15 protein-coding genes are annotated in these 15,182 nt (G+C 54.4%); 13 read left to right on the top strand and 2 right to left on the bottom strand.

The features are described from left to right. Positions 1 to 73 precede the first annotated feature (73 nt). Together polA and G491_RS0115820 are read right to left on the bottom strand one after the other, a co-directional pair. Positions 74 to 2,743, bottom strand: a complete 2,670-nt coding sequence (gene polA, locus G491_RS0115825; protein ID WP_028315293.1) for a DNA polymerase I — start codon at positions 2,741 to 2,743, stop codon at positions 74 to 76. 23 nt (positions 2,744 to 2,766) lie between these two features. Beyond that, complete coding sequence (locus tag G491_RS0115820; RefSeq protein WP_211239151.1) at positions 2,767 to 3,348, bottom strand: HDIG domain-containing metalloprotein; 582 nt, start codon at positions 3,346 to 3,348, stop codon at positions 2,767 to 2,769. A 98-nt stretch (positions 3,349 to 3,446) separates the two neighbouring features. Between G491_RS0115820 and G491_RS0115815 the strand changes: the two genes are divergently transcribed. From G491_RS0115815 to G491_RS0115755, 13 genes are all read left to right on the top strand, one after another. Next, a complete protein-coding gene (locus G491_RS0115815; RefSeq protein WP_015947507.1) occupies positions 3,447 to 3,665 on the top strand; it encodes a hypothetical protein in 219 nt (72 codons plus the stop codon). Positions 3,666 to 3,706: 41 nt separating this feature from the next. After that, entirely contained in the window at positions 3,707 to 3,910 is a 204-nt protein-coding gene (locus G491_RS0115810; protein WP_015947506.1) for a DUF6485 family protein, read from the top strand. Between the two features lie 348 nt (positions 3,911 to 4,258). Further along, positions 4,259 to 4,621, top strand: a complete 363-nt coding sequence (gene dksA / locus G491_RS0115805) for an RNA polymerase-binding protein DksA (RefSeq protein ID WP_015947505.1) — start codon at positions 4,259 to 4,261, stop codon at positions 4,619 to 4,621. Beyond that, complete coding sequence (gene rnc, locus G491_RS36325; RefSeq protein WP_028315291.1) at positions 4,611 to 6,218, top strand: ribonuclease III; 1,608 nt, start codon at positions 4,611 to 4,613, stop codon at positions 6,216 to 6,218. The genes dksA and rnc overlap by 11 nt, the downstream gene beginning before the upstream one ends. 711 nt (positions 6,219 to 6,929) lie before the next feature. Beyond that, positions 6,930 to 7,661, top strand: coding sequence for an HD-GYP domain-containing protein (locus tag G491_RS31065; protein WP_211239150.1), 732 nt, complete (start codon positions 6,930 to 6,932; stop codon positions 7,659 to 7,661). Between the two features lie 49 nt (positions 7,662 to 7,710). Next, entirely contained in the window at positions 7,711 to 8,952 is a 1,242-nt protein-coding gene (locus tag G491_RS0115790) for a SpoIIE family protein phosphatase (protein ID WP_028315290.1), read from the top strand. After that, complete coding sequence (locus G491_RS0115785; protein ID WP_028315289.1) at positions 8,946 to 9,494, top strand: SiaB family protein kinase; 549 nt, start codon at positions 8,946 to 8,948, stop codon at positions 9,492 to 9,494. The genes G491_RS0115790 and G491_RS0115785 overlap by 7 nt, the downstream gene beginning before the upstream one ends. A gap of 7 nt (positions 9,495 to 9,501) precedes the next feature. Further along, positions 9,502 to 9,897, top strand: a complete 396-nt coding sequence (locus G491_RS0115780; protein ID WP_028315288.1) for a DUF1987 domain-containing protein — start codon at positions 9,502 to 9,504, stop codon at positions 9,895 to 9,897. Next, positions 9,894 to 11,033 carry a sensor domain-containing diguanylate cyclase gene (locus G491_RS31060; RefSeq protein WP_051327299.1) on the top strand — a complete coding sequence of 380 codons (1,140 nt, stop codon included), beginning with the start codon at positions 9,894 to 9,896 and terminating at the stop codon, positions 11,031 to 11,033. Before G491_RS0115780 ends, G491_RS31060 begins: the two co-directional genes overlap by 4 nt. 227 nt (positions 11,034 to 11,260) lie before the next feature. Next, a complete protein-coding gene (locus tag G491_RS0115770) occupies positions 11,261 to 11,485 on the top strand; it encodes a FeoA family protein (RefSeq protein ID WP_028315287.1) in 225 nt (74 codons plus the stop codon). Then, on the top strand, positions 11,482 to 13,959 hold the full coding sequence (feoB, locus tag G491_RS0115765; protein ID WP_028315286.1) for a ferrous iron transport protein B: 2,478 nt from the start codon (positions 11,482 to 11,484) through the stop codon (positions 13,957 to 13,959). Before G491_RS0115770 ends, feoB begins: the two co-directional genes overlap by 4 nt. Positions 13,960 to 13,977: 18 nt before the next feature. Next, positions 13,978 to 14,301, top strand: a complete 324-nt coding sequence (locus tag G491_RS0115760) for a hypothetical protein (protein ID WP_028315285.1) — start codon at positions 13,978 to 13,980, stop codon at positions 14,299 to 14,301. 44 nt (positions 14,302 to 14,345) lie between these two features. After that, positions 14,346 to 15,146 (top strand): DUF4198 domain-containing protein, encoded by an 801-nt coding sequence (locus tag G491_RS0115755; RefSeq protein WP_028315284.1) that lies wholly within the window; start codon positions 14,346 to 14,348, stop codon positions 15,144 to 15,146. Positions 15,147 to 15,182 lie beyond the last annotated feature (36 nt).

Genomic DNA, 15,182 nt, shown 5'->3' with positions numbered 1-15,182 from the left:
CATTTAAAGTTTTGATCAAACTTTTTTAAAAGTTTGCCGTCGGAGGCGCTTTTCTCCTTTTTTTCTTCGGCCCTTAATGGGCTTCCGCCCAGTTTTTGCCGGACTCGATGTTCACTTTCAGGGGCACGTCCAGATCCCAGACGTTTTCCATCATTTGTTCGGCCATGACTTGGGCCTGGAAGATTTCCTCCGGAGGGGATTCAAAGACCAGTTCGTCGTGCACGGTGAGCAGCATTTTTGTCTGCATGTTTTGTTCTTCCACGGCGTTTTGCACCTTGATCATGGCGACCTTGATGAGATCGGCGGCGGTTCCCTGGATGGGCGTGTTGGTTGCTATGCGCTCCGCCGCTTCCATGAGCACCCGGTTTTTGGCGTTGATGTCAGGCAGGGGACGGGTGCGGCCCAGAAGGGTTTTGGTCATGCCGGTTTCGTGGGCCTGGGCGATGGTGTTTTCGATGAATTCCTTAACGCCTTTGTAAGTGACGAAGTAATTGTCTATGTAGCGTTGCGCGGTTTTTCTGCTGACGCCGATTTCGTTGGACAGCCGGAAGGCGCCCATGCCGTAGATGATGCCGAAGTTTATGGCCTTGGCCTGGCGGCGCATTTCGTCCGTGACGAATTCCGGGAACAGCTCGAAGACCTCCGACGCCGTCCTTTTGTGGATGTCCTCGCCGTTTTTAAACAGCTCGATCAAGAACTCGTCCTGGGACAAGTGGGCGAGAATGCGCAGTTCGATCTGGGAATAATCCGCGCAGAACATTTCCCAGCCCTTGCGCGGGATAAAAGCCTCCCGGATGCGTTTGCCCTCGGGGGTTCTGATCGGGATGTTCTGCAAGTTGGGATTGCTGGAGCTCAGCCTGCCCGTGGCGGTCACGTTCTGGTTGAACGAGGTGTGCACCCGCCCGGTTTGGGGGTGAATCAGGGATTGCAGGGCGTCCACATAGGTGCTTTTCAGCTTGGCCACGGACCGGTAACGCAAAATCAGGGCCGGCAATTCGTGCTGGGAGGCCAGGGTGGTCAGGACCTTCACGTCCGTGGAATAGCCGGTTTTCTTCTTGGTTTTTTTCTGGACCGGCAGGCCCAGCTTTTCAAATAAAATATGGCCCAATTGCTGGGGCGAGGCGATGTTGAACTCCTCCCCGGCCAGCTGGTAGATTTCCTTTTCCGCAGACTCCATCCCCCCCTGGAATTCCTTGGACAGGGCTTGAAGCTGGTCCGAATCCACGGTGATGCCTTCCATCTCCATCTTGACCAGCACTCTGACCAGGGGCATTTCCACGGTTTCGAAAAGCTCCAGGAGTTGGTTTTTCTCCAGCTTGGGCTGAAGCAGCCCGTATATCTGGAACGTAACGTCCGCGTCCTCGCAGGCGTAAGGCACGGCTTTTTCCAAAGGAACCTGATTGAAAGTAATGGCCTTGGCGCCCTTGCCGCACACCTCCTCGTAGGAGATCATACGGTGCTCCAGCAATTCCATGGCGATCTGATCCAGCCCGTGGCTTCTATGGGAGGGATTGAGCAGATAAGACGCCACCATGGTGTCAAAAGCGACTCCCTGTAGATCCGCGCCGTGGCGCGCCAGCACGATCCAGTCGTATTTGATGTTCTGGCCGATTTTCTTGATTTCCGGGTTGGACAGGATCGGACCCAAAATTTCCAGGGCTTTTTCCACCCCGACCTGATCCGGCGCTCCCAGGTAATCATGGGTGAGGGGCGCGTAAAAGGCCTTGTCCGCCTCATAGGAAAAGGACATGCCCACCAAAGAGGCCTGCATGGGATCTATGCCTGTGGTTTCCGTGTCCAGAGCGAAGACGCCGGCCTTTTCCAGGTTTTCGGCCAGAGCCTTCAGGTCTTCCTCGGTGGTTAAGGCTGTGTATTCCTTTTTGCTCAGGTCGGTCTTTACCGGATAGGCTTTGCTCAAATCCCTGAATTCCAGCTCGGAGAAAATCTTGGCCAGTTTTTGGGAGTCCGGCTCTTGAATGCGCAGCTTTTCCGGGTCGAATTCCACGGGAGCGTCGGTTTCTATGGTCACCAGCTTGTGGCTTAAAAAGGCGTCGTCCTTATAAGTTTGAAGATTTTCCTTCTGCTTTTTCTTGGTGATGGTTTCAACGCCTTCGTACACGCCTTCCAGGCTGCCGAATTCCTGGATCAAGGCGATGGCCGTCTTGGGGCCGATGCCGGGAACGCCGGGGATGTTGTCCGACGAGTCGCCGGAGAGAGCCATAATTTCGATAACCTTGTCCGGAGGCAGGCCCTGTTTTTCCGTAATGCTTTCCACGGTGCGGGTTTCGTCCTTCATGGGGTCCCACACCACGGATTTGTTGGTGACTAACTGGTTGAAATCCTTGTCCCCGGTGACCATGACCACCATAAAACCCTGTTTTTCGGCCTTTTTGGCAAGCGTGCCGATGAGGTCGTCAGCCTCGTAGCCCTGCATTTCCAGCATAGGCATGTTAAAGGCCTCGGTGACGTTTTTGATATAAGGAATTTGAACGGCCAGGGCTTCGTCCATGGGAGGCCGGTTGGCCTTGTAGTCCTTGTACATCTCGTGGCGGAAAGTCGGGCCCTTTGCGTCAAAGACCATGGCGGCGTATTCGGGCTTTTTGTCGTTGATGAGCTTGAGCATCATGTTGGTAAAGCCGAAAATCGCGTTGGTAGGCAGGCCCTTGGAATTGGAAAGGTTCCTTACCGCGTGAAAAGCCCGATGAATATACGCGCTTCCGTCGACAAGATAGATGGTTTTCATGAGGTCTCCATGGCGGGATGGGGTTACAGGCCCAGGTCGTCGGCGATTTCCTGCATGGCTTCCACGCCCAGGGCGCAGAATTCGGCGATGGGCACGCCGATGTCTTCACACTCCAAAACCCTTTCGCGGCTTACGGCCCGGGCGAAAGCGGTCTGCTTCATGCGTTTTTTCACGCTTTTCGGCTTGACGCTGGACAGCTTTTTGTCCGGCTGCACCAGGGCGGTGGCCGTAATAAGGCCTGTAATGCTTTCGGCGCAGGTGAGGGCGTGCTCAAACTGGGTGGTTCGCTCCAGGCCCAGGCCTTCGGCGTTGTGCTTGGCAATGACGTCGCTCAAGGCCTCGCAGCAGCCTTTTTCTCCAAGCATTTCCGCCGCAACCTTTCCGTGAGTGTATTCATCCTCATTGACGATTTCATAATCCAGGTCATGGAGCAGGCCCGCAATTCCCCACAATTCCTCATCTTGGGAAAATCGCCTGGCCAAGGCGCGCATAATGGCCTCGGACGCCAGGCAGTGGCTAATTGTTCTTTCGTTCTTAATGTGCTCTTTTAACAGGGATAACGCCTCGTCCCGGGTGATTCCGATATTGTTGCCGCTTGACATCATACGCCTCCTTATTTAACTTTTTACTGAAGGCTATCATCAGTTAACCAAAAGCACAAGAACCGTGTTATGAAGAGTTCCATGATCGGAGATATGGAACCATGAGCGAAAAGAAGAAAAGCAGCTACCGGCAAAAAAAAGCCCTGCGGGGCCACACCTGCTCCTGCTGCGGAAGAAAAACGGAATTCAACTGGACCTGCCGGTGCGGGTTTCAGATTTGCCAGGATTGCATGGAAGAAAATTTTTGGGGCATGTCCTGCAATGGAATCACGTGGCAATGCCCGGATTGCGGCGGACAAAACGGCTTTGGAAACCAGTGAGGCCTTTCGTGGAACAGGCGTAAGAAAGCAAAGGAGAATGCATGGAGTGTAAAAAGGAAAAAAACCTGGAAAGGTGCACCTGCACTTATTCGTCCTGCGCCAAGCAGGGAATCTGCTGCGAGTGCATTGCCTACCATCTTAAAAGCAGGCAACTTCCCGGCTGCGTCTTTCCCGCGGACGCCGAGGCGACCTACGACCGCTCCTTCGAGCATTTTGCAAGGCTTGTAACCAGCGGGAAAGTTTGATAAAATATAGTGAATCCCGCACGGAATCCAGGGAGGGGAGGACGTTCGGGATTGCAAAGCAGGCTGTTGGCTCCACCCATCATCCAGGCGCTGGAAGGGGTTGCAAAACGGAAAAGAAGGGCTTGAAAAATTTTAAGTAATGGCCCTAAATAGTTGACATTAAAGGAATCCGTCAACTATACCGATAACCCTGTCATGCCCGGACCGAAAAAAAGCCGGCCGGGAAAAGTTCGGTAAAACGGAGATAGTGCTTTACAAGCAAAATCGGCTATGATAGGTAAACTCTCTTTTCGGTTGAGGCTGCTTGTTAAGTTCGAGTTTTACAGTTCAAGATTTCGAGGTGTCGCGATGAAGAAAAAAGACCTGGAAATGTTTAGAAAGATGCTCGAAGATCAGTTGAATGAGTTGCTGCATTATGCAGGCGACACGGTGAACGACATGTCCGAGCGCAAGGAAAACTTTCCCGACCCCACCGACCGCGCTTCCGTGGAAACCGATCGCAACTTTATGCTCAGAATTCGAGATAGAGAAAGCAAACTCATCAAAAAAATTCGTAAGACCCTGGACAGGATCGATAACGGAGAGTTCGGGATTTGCGAAGAATGCGGAGAGGACATTTCCATAGAGCGCCTCAAGGCCAGACCTGTCACCACCCAATGCATTGACTGCAAGACCAAGGCTGAAGCCAGGGAGAGAGCCCTTGGCATCTAAGGATGGCCGGATAGACCTGCATATTCATTCCACCGCCTCTGACGGCACGCTCACCCCCCAGGAGATTTTGGCGGCGGCCAAAGACCTGGAACTGCGCGCCATCGCCATTACAGACCATGATACGGTAGATGGAACCCTAAACGCCCTGGAGTCCGGCATTCCGGAGGGCCTGGAGTTCGTCCCGGGCGTGGAGATTTCCGCGGACATCCCTTCCCCTTTTCCTTCCGGGGGAAGCCTTCATATCCTGGGGTATTTTATCGACCCCCAAGAGCCCGAGCTGGAGAGAGCCTTAAAGGTGCTCCAGGACGCCAGGGCGGACAGAAATCCAAAGATCATCAGAAAACTGCAATCCCTGGGCATGGACGTCACCCTGGCCGAGGCCGAGGAAATTTCCGGCGGCGGCCAGGTGGGACGGCCGCACATCGCCCAGGCCCTGGTCAAAAAGGGATTCGTCAACACCACCCGCGAAGCCTTTGACTACTACCTGGCCAAGGATCAGGCCGCTTATGTAGGGAAATACCGCTTGTCCGCCCAAAGGGCCGTGGAGCTTATTCTCAAATCCGGCGGCTTGCCTGTCTGCGCGCATCCGTTTTCCCTGGAGTTTTCCCCGGACGTCTTGTTTGACTTCTTGAGCCAGCTAAAGGATTGGGGCCTGGCCGGGCTGGAGGTGTATTATCCCCAGCATAACCCGGACATGGTGGCCCGTTATTTTGCAATGGCCCAAAAGCTGGACCTGCTGATCACCGGCGGTTCGGACTACCACGGCGCCAGCAAGCCGGATATCCAAATGGGAACCGGCAAGGGCGACCTGTTCGTGCCTCTGGAACTCTATGACCGCCTGTTGGCCTATCACAAGGAAACAGAGGCGCAGGCCGGATGCTTTGAGATTCCGCCGGGAAAAGACCTGGGCTTGCTGGAAGAAGCGCTGGGGTATAATTTCAAAACCCCTGAACTGCTCCTGGAGGCCATGTGCCACAGCTCCTACGTCAACGAACACCCGGATTGCACCTGGACCCATAACGAGCGCCTTGAGTTTCTGGGAGACGCCGTCCTGAACCTGGCCGTCAGCGACATGCTCATGTCCAAATATTCCGAGAACAGGGAAGGCGACCTTTCCCGTTTAAGGGCCAGCCTGGTCAACGAAGGGCAGTTGGCGGAAATCGCCAGAAGCCTGGGAATAGGCCAGCATCTTCTTTTGGGCAAGGGCGAGGCCCGGGGCCGGGGGTGGGACAAAAATTCCATCCTGGCGGACAGCCTGGAAGCCGTGTTCGGCGGCATTTATTCGGACTCCGGGTACGCCGACGCCTTCAAGGTCATTAAAAACCTCATTGCCCCCTTAATCCCGGAAGAGGTCGCCGTGGCCGCGGCCCAGGACTACAAAACCCGGCTGCAGGAATACGCCCAGTCCAAACTGCGGATTACCCCCAGCTACGAGCTGATTCGCGAGTTCGGCCCGGACCACGAAAAAACCTTTGTGGCCCAGGCCACCGTCAACAAGGAATTCACCTCCCAGGGCAAAGGCCGCAGCAAAAAAGCCGCCGAACAGGACGCCGCCCGCGAAGTCCTGATCCTGCTTGGGCAGGAAGACCCTTCATAAACCGTTTATCCCAAAAATATTTCGTGGCGTCATTTCTAATGGGACTGCAGATCTAATACCAAGTTTGTCTTCAAACAAGTAATCATTTTTCAGGGCAAGTCTGAGAATAACGCTGGGTCCAGGCTTACGGACGATCCTGAAAAGCGGATCGCCCTTGCCGGGATGACGACCCTTTGGCTGCCAAAGCCTCAGTTCTTCGTCCTCCCCTGGAGGGAGCCGGTCGGATAATTGCTGTTTTATGCAATCATCCTGCCGCATTCCCGGAAACGGGGACCCAGTGTCTTTGTGGAATGGAGGCTGGACATAAATTAAAAGCCTGGAAGGTGGATGCGCAAATTACTCGAACGTTTTCTGTTTTAAAAAACCGCTTGACAGCGCGTCATTATAGATATAACAAAACTTATTAGATTTATCTAACTCAAGGGCGCGAAACCCATGACCGGATAAATCGAAACTCCAAACTGCACGCCCTTTAAGCAAAGGGCCAGCAAAACGGCAGGAAGCATGCAAGCGCCGGATCCGGGAGCGATTCCCAAAAGATACCGGTGCGTTTTTCAGCCTTAAAATTAGAAATATCTATCTTTATTATATTATGTAAAAAAATGGATGGTCCTTTTTAATAAATAACTCGCAGCCTTTTCCTCCGGCTATGCCTCCCAAGAGGCCGGTAAAAAACTGCGCCCGGAAGTATCGTTGAAAGACATGATTTGCATGAAGAAGCATCTTGAGTTGTTTGAAACGGGGCGCCCCTATCCCCGGCCGCGGATCAACGGCTGCGGCAAGTTGATTTCCACCATTCACCAGTTTTCCGAATCCCTTGGGGTGGCCATTGACGCCAAGGACGCCTACACCCGCAGCCATTCCGTGGAGGTGGCCGAGGTCTCCTACGCATTGGCTGTCTGGCTGGGCCTGGGCGCCCGTGAGGCGATTTTAGTCCACATAGGCGGCCATTTGCATGACATAGGAAAAATCGGCGTGCCCGCCTGCGTCTTGAACAAGCAAGGCCATTTGACCCCGGGCGAGTGGGAGGTCATGCGCCGGCATCCCCAGATCGGCGAAGCCATATTAATGCCCATCCACGAAATCGTTAAGACCGGGCTTCCCAAAATGGTCCTGCACCATCACGAGGCCTTTAATGGAAAGGGATATCCCCTTGGGCTGTCGGGGTATTCCATCCCCATGGGCGCCAGAATCATTGCCGTGGCGGACAGCATGTCCGCCATGCTCGGGCGCCGCTCGTATCGGCCGGCCAAAACCTTTGACGAGGTCCTGGAGGAATTGGAGAAATTCTCCGGCTCCCAGTTCGATCCCCGGGTGACGGCTGCGGCGTTGCGGCATTCCTCCCAGATCAAGGAGATTTTCCAGCGCCTGGCGGAAGAGGAGAATGCGGTCCATCACAACAAAATCAGCCTGATTAAAAGGGCCGGGATGGGCGAGTGCTGAGCAGGCGCCGAAGGCTGCAGGAGTTTTTTTTGAAACAGGAGTTATTGGAATGTTAGCGGAAAACAGTGTGAAAAATGCGGGCGCTCCCCGCCGAAAAAATACCTTCAACAGGTTTGCGGACCGGCTTTCCGAGGTCAGCCTGGGCGTGAAGCTGAACCTGATTCTATTGGCCGTGGGCCTGGCCCCGGCGCTGGCGGGCCTGCTTTTTCTTCACCAAGGCCGGCCGGAGCAGTTCCACAGTGCACTGGCTTTATATATCACCGGGTTCGTCATTTTTATTTACCCTTTTTCCAAGGCCGTGGAGGAGTTGTTGGTGCTGCGCCAGACCCGGCGCATCAATAATTACGTGGATGAGGTCAAGGCCGGCCGGCCCGCCGCTCCCCCCAACCTGCCTGACGAGGAAGGGGACGAGCACGATTTCATCCGTCTGCAAAGGAACATCTATTGGATGGTGCAAGGCCTGGTGACCAGAGAGGCCAAGTTGGAGAAGGTCCTCCAGAACCTGGACCGCACCCGGCGGCAAATCCTGGAGTCCATCGAATACGCCAGCCTGATCCAGCAATCTTTCCTGCCTTCCGCCCGCAAGCTGGAAAAGGCCCTGGGGGACTATTTTTTGCTCTGGGCGCCCCGGGACGGCGTGGGCGGAGATGCTTACTGGGTCAGGAGCGCAGGCGGCTTCAGCATCCTGGCCGTCATCGATTGTACGGGCCACGGCGTGCCCGGCGCCTTTTTAACGCTCATCGCCAACTCCCTGTTTGAACAGAATTACGACGAATCCTGCAATACGGACCCGGCCAGGCTCCTGACCCGCATGGACCGCTCCATTCGCCAATCCCTGGCCCAGCACAAGCCGGAAAGCCTTTCCAACGACGGCATGGAAGGCGGCGTGTGCTGCATCGATTGGAACAATCGCTTGCTGCATTACTCGGGCGCCAGGGGGCGCTTGCTGCTCTCCGGCCCGAACGGATTGCATGAAATCGTCGGGGTAAAACGCGGGGTCGGGTTCGCCAACGAAAAAACCGGGCGGGCCTTTATCAACCACGCCGCGCCCTTGGATGAGGCGGACGCGGTTTACTTGTACACCGACGGAATCACCGACCAGGCCGGAGGCGCCAAGGGCCTGCCTTTTGGGCGCACGCGCCTGCGCCAATTGATGAAGGAAAATCAAACCCTTTCCATGGACGGCCAAAAAGCCAGCCTGGAACAGGCTTTTAGGGAATACCAGGGACGCATGGATCAAAGGGACGACGTGACCGTATTGGGTTTTTCGACAAGGGGAAGATCATGTTGAATGCATTGCCGGAATTATATGAAGAAATGAAAAGCGACGGGGTGATGTTCTGCTTTAGCGGACCTGCATCCCAGAACATAGTGGAAAGCATCGGCCAGGCCCTGCGCAAGGAAATGGAGTTGGAGCAAATCGGGATGACCACCATCCAGAAGGTTTTTTCCATCTTTGTGGAGCAGGTGCAAAACATCGTCAACTATTCCACGGAGCACAAGCAACCCCAGGACGGACAAAGGGAAGGATTGAAGCACGGCGTGGTCATTGTGGGCCGTCTGGAAGACAAATTTTACATTGTATGCGGCAACAAAACCACCCGGGAACAAGGCCGGAAAATGTTCAAGCGCATCAAGGATCTCCAGAAAATGGACAAGAACGAACTCAAAGCCCTGTATAAAAAAATGCGCCGGACCGAGCCGGCGGAGGACAGCAAAGGCGCCGGATTGGGCATCATAGAAATGTTTCGCAGGGCCAGCGAACCGCCGGTCTGCCGCTTGGCGCCCATCGACAATGAGTCCGTTTTCTTTTGCATCAAAGCTATAGGGTGATTGTAATATGCAGCAACTATTAATTGAACAAACCGCTTCCACCCTGGGGGTGGATTTCGATCCCCAAACCTCCACGCTGGCCATGTCCGGCGAATCCTACCCGGAAAACGCCCTGAAGTTCTTCACCCCGGTGGCTGCCTGGCTGGAGGAGTTTCTCAGTTCCCGCACTCCCGGAGACAAAATCCAGGTGGACCTGGACATCATATATTTCAACTCATCCACCTCCAAAGTGCTTATGAACATCTTTGACATGCTGGAGGAGGCCGCCAAAAAACGGATTTTGGTGAACATCGCCTGGAAGCACCATGCGGAAAACGAAATTTCCCAAGAATGCGGAGAGGAGTTCGCCGAGGAACTGCAATACGCCAATTTTAAAATTCAGGCATATGAGGACCGTCCGTGAAAAAGTGGGAATCCATATTCGAAGAAGAGGAACGCACCATCTCCTGCGCCTCCAAATTGGTTCAAAGATCCAAGGGCTCCGTGGACGTGGAAGATTACGAAATCCTTTTGGGCCAGTACAAAAAGCTCTACCGCCAAAGCCTTCGCCTGGTGAAAATGGGCGACCGGATACAGGGCCAGTTGAACCGCTTATACGACAAGCTGACCCAAAGCGAAGAAAAATACCGGAACATCTTTGAGCGAAGCCTTCAGGGGATTTATCGATCCTCGCCGGACGGAAGGTTTATTGACGTCAATCCCTCCATGGCCAGGATTTTCGGTTTCTCCAAGCCCGAAGAAATGACGGCCGGCATACAGGACATAGGGCGAGACCTTTTTTTCGTCCCTGATCAGCGCAAGAAGTTCATGGCAAAATTAGGCAAGGAGGAAAGCGTTTCCGCTCACAGCCTGCGCCTGCGGCGAAAGGACGGCGAAACCATCTGGGTGGAGGTCAGCGCCAAAGGCCTGTTCGACGACCAGGGAAAGTTGACGGAAATCCAGGGGCTCATCGCCGACGTTACGGAAAAAAGGCGCAGATTGGAAAGCCTCAAAACCCTGGCCCGCATGGACGGCCTGACCGGCTTATGGAACAGGGCTTATTTTTTGGAACTGGGCGCCGGACTGGTCTCCCAATCGAAAAGAATCTCTTCGCCCCTCTCCCTGGTCTACTTCGACATGGACCACTTCAAGCGGGTCAATGACTCCCATGGCCATCAGTGCGGTGACCAGGCGCTTAAAACCATGTCCGCCGTCATCAAAAAACTCCTGCGCGAGGAAGACGTATTCGGGCGCATGGGAGGAGATGAGTTCGCCATCCTTTTGCCCGACACCAACGAAGAAGGCGCCCGCCGCGTGGCGGAAAGGCTGCGCATGGCCCTGGTAAGGGAGCCCCACGACCTCAACGGCGTCAAGGCCTCCTTCTCCGCCAGCTTCGGTGTGGCTCAATTGGGAGACAAAGCGCCCTGCCTGTCCACGCTGATCAAACAGGCGGACATAGCCTTGTATCAATCCAAAAACCGCGGGCGCAACCGGGTTTCGTGCAACGGCCGCCAGGTTTTTCACGAGTTTTCATTTTCCGGACTTACAACCGGTTTGTAGACGCCAGGATATAAAAAATTATAGCTGCATTTTCGGGGGATTGCGAACCTGCGGCGGGGGGGGGGCGGGGAAAAAGTCTTGACAAAAAGCACTATAAATGAAAGATAGCTTGATCTTGTCAAATTAGATAGTACTAACTTGATGAGTGTTTGCTCATAAACTTCCAGCTAATTAATTGTTGCGCCCGGCCGAGGGCGAAACCTTCAAACCTTCTTAGGGGAATCACCATGACTCTAGATCAAATAAAGCCAGGCAGCCATTGCAGAATTAAAAAACTGTCCATTGGGAATAAGCTCGGACAACGCCTCATGGACATGGGCGTGTATTCGGGTATTAAAGTCAAGGTGCTGCGCAATGCGCCCCTGAAAGATCCCATGGAACTGGAATTGGACGGATACTGCATGAGCCTCCGCCACGACGAAGCGCGATTTGTGGAAGTGGAGGTTTTATGAAGTCTGGCAATATCCTTGTGGCGCTTGCCGGCCAACCCAATTGCGGCAAATCCACGGTTTTTAATGCAGTCACCGGCGCCAGCCAGCATGTGGCCAACTATCCTGGCGTAACCGTCGACAAAAAGACCGGCTGGTTAAGGTACAACGGCTCGCGTTTCGAGGTGGTGGACCTCCCCGGAACATACAGCCTCACCTCCTATTCTCCGGAAGAACGCGTGGCCAGGGATTTCATCCTTCACGAAAAGCCTGCCGTGGTGGTCAATGTGACGGACGCTTCCAATCTCAAGCGCAGCCTGTATTTGTCCTTTCAGTTGATGGAGATGGAAATACCTCTGATCCTGGAACTGAACATGATGGACGTGGCTGAAAAGCGCGGCGTGGAAATCGACGTTAAGAATCTGGAACAGCGCCTTGGCGTCAAAGCCGTTCCCACATCCATGAAAAACGGCAAGGGCAAGGCCGAGCTGCTTTTGGCCATAGAGGGCGTTGCATTCCAAAATGACAAGCGCCAGTCCGTGCGTATAGACTACGGCGCGCTTGAGCCCTATATCAAGGATGTTGAGGATCAGCTTTTTCAGGACACCACCATCGGCACGCAATACCCGCTCCGCTGGTTCGCCCTGAAGTTGCTGGAAGGGGATGAGGCGGTTTCCGGGCTTGTTCAGGAGCGGCACTCCAGGGCCGAAGAGTTTCTATCTTACGTCGAAACCCTGAGAAGCAAATTCGAGGAGAGGCACGCCGCCGCTCCCGAAGTCCATATCGCCCAACGGCGGTATCAAGCTGCGGAGGACATCGCCAGAACCAGCATCATAAACCTGGATCCTGACAAACGCACCTTAACGGACAAGGTGGACGGCGTTGTTTGCCACCGTTTTGCAGGCCCGGTGATTCTGGTGGGGGTTATTTGGCTTTTATACTACCTTGCCATCGTCCAGGGCTACAACCTCACCAACTACACCTGGCCCTTGCTGGCAAAGTTGCGCAGTCTGGCGGAATCCCTTACCCCCGCACCCGGATTTATCGAAATCCCCCTACTAAGGGCTTTTTCCCTATGGTTCATAGACAGCATCAACGCCTTGCTGAACTATGTTCCCATATTTTTCATCCTGTTCGCGCTTATCTCCATTTTGGAGGACTCGGGATACATGCCGCGCATGGCCTTTATCATGGATCGCCTGTTCGGACGATTCGGCCTTCACGGCCAGTCCACCTTGCCCATGGTTTTGGGCGGCATCTATGTAGGCGGCTGCGCCGTGCCGGGGGTCATGTCCTGCAAAGGCATTCCCGACGAACGCTCCCGGCTGGCCACCATCCTGATCATCCCCTTGCTGAACTGCCTGGCCAAGGTTCCTTTGTACGTGCTTTTGATCAACATCTACTTTGCGGCCCACAAGGCCTGGGCCATGTTTTTCATTTCAACCATCAGTCTTTTGATGGTCCTGCCCGTATCCAAATTGCTGACCCTGACGGTGCTTAAGGATAAAGAAACCGCCCCCTTTGTCATGGAAATGCCTCCCTACCACCTACCTTCCGTGCGCGGGGTTTTAGGGCGGGCCATCGAGCGGGTCTGGCTGTTCATCCGGAAAATCACAACTATTGTGGCCGCCGTGGCCGTGGTGATTTTCGTCCTGCTTCAGTTTCCGGGCCTCAGTGCGGAACGCATGGCCTATTACGAAGACGGCAAGGACAAGGCCATAGCCAAGTTCTACAAAAAAATCGTGAAGTTCCCGGAACATCACACGGTTTTGCAGGGCGGCTCCCTGATGGAAATGGTCAATTATTGGGAAGAATACAAATCAGCCAAAATGATGACGCAGGGCGAAGAAGCCATGGCAGCCCTGCAAGGGAAATTCAAGAGCCGGAATGAAGATTTCTTCCGGATCGCCCAGCCCCAGAGCAAAGACGACAAAAAAGTAAACCGGGAGTTCAAAAAATTGGTGAAAGCCAGAAACAAGCTGCTGCGCGAAATGAAAAAGGAACGCATCGACAACAGCTTCCTGGGCAAGTTGGGCAAATCCCTCACTCCGGTAACCCGGTACGCCGGGTTTGACTGGAAAGTCAACGTGGCCCTCTTAAGCGCCCTGGCCGCCAAGGAAAGCAGCGTCGCCACCCTGGGGGCCTTGTATCAGCCTGATGAATCCGGCCAGGAAAATCAGACCCTGGAGCAGCGCATGGAAGGGGACTCCGAGGGCTTCACCCCGCTTCACGCCCTGGCGCTTATGCTGTTCATGGTCCTGTATCCCCCCTGCCTGGCTACAACCATCGCGGTCAAGGTCCAAACCGGCTCGGTCAAGTGGATGTTGTTTTCCATGGTCTACCCCATGTTTCTGGGATTGTCCGTGGCGGTTCTTGTTTTTTCAGGCGGAACGGCCCTTGGGCTTACAGGGCTGCAGGCTATGTGGGCTTTTTACGGACTGGCCCTGGCGATCACCATCGCCATGGGCTTTGTCAAAAATAAAACGCAATATGTTTGAGAAAAGGAGAAAGAAACTATGAAGACGTTCAAAACCATCATGCTAACCATTGCCGGCGCGAGCCTGCTAATGGCCGGAGCCGCTATGGCGCACACCCCCCTGTGCTCCTGCTACGATAACGGAGACGGAACCATCACGTGCGAAGGCGGCTTTTCCGACGGATCCTCCGCATCAGGCGTGGAAATCCGCATTGTGGACAAGGACGGCAAAGTCCTGAACCAGGGCAAAATGGACGAAGACAGCGAATACACCTTTGACAAGCCGGACTCGGATTACAAAGTCGAATTCGACGCCGGCCCGGGCCACCTTGTGGAAGTGGACGGATCTGAAATCACGGAATAACAACACCCAACCAGACTAAAACAAACCATGGAGGAGTGAAAACAATGAAGAAATCCTTGGCCCTGTTGGCGACCTTTTTTTGCATCACAATAGCCGCCCCCGCGCTTGCGCATTTTCAAATGATCTACACCCCGGAATCCGCTCTGGACAAAGGCAAGGAAATTCCCTTGAAAATGGTCTTCACCCATCCCTTTGAAGCGGGACACACCATGGACATGGGAATTCCGGAGGAGTTTTACGTGGTCCGCAAGGAAAAGAAAAAGGACCTTAAGGATACGCTCAAGCCCATCACCTGGAAAAGCCTGACCAACAGCGGTAAGGCCTTTGAGTCCTCATACAAGCTGCGGGGCATGGGCGATAACGTGTTCGTGCTGGTTCCCGCTCCTTATTACGAAGCCGAAGAGGACATTTACATCCAGCAGATTACCAAGATGGTCGTGAACACCGGCGGCTTCCCCACGGATTGGGACGCCGAACTGGGCCTGCCCGCTGAAATCGTTGCCCTGGACAAACCCTACGCCCTGTGGACCGGCAACGTGTTCCGCGGCGTGGTCATGGGCGGCGGAAAGCCCGTTCCGTACGCGGAAATCGAAGTGGAATACCTTAACCATAATCCCAACATGGTTAAGAACGCCTTTGACGCCGCTGCGGCCGCGGAAGCCCCCCAGGACTCCTTTGTGACCATGGGCATTAAAGCCAATGCCAACGGCGAGTTTTCCTTTGGCCTGCCCAAGTCCGGTTGGTGGGGATTCTGCGCTCTGGGCGCGGGCGCCCAGGATAAGCACGAAGGCAAGGAACTCTCCCAGGACGCCGTCATCTGGGTGCAGGTTAGGGATATGAAATAGGGCCTTCCCCCCCGGGAACTCGACTAACCGGGGGGC

The sequence above is a fragment of the Desulfatibacillum aliphaticivorans DSM 15576 genome, from assembly GCF_000429905.1.
GTDB lineage: Bacteria > Desulfobacterota > Desulfobacteria > Desulfobacterales > Desulfatibacillaceae > Desulfatibacillum > Desulfatibacillum aliphaticivorans.
The sequence above is the reverse complement of the archived record's forward strand: the minus strand, read 5'-3'. Positions and strand labels throughout refer to the sequence as shown.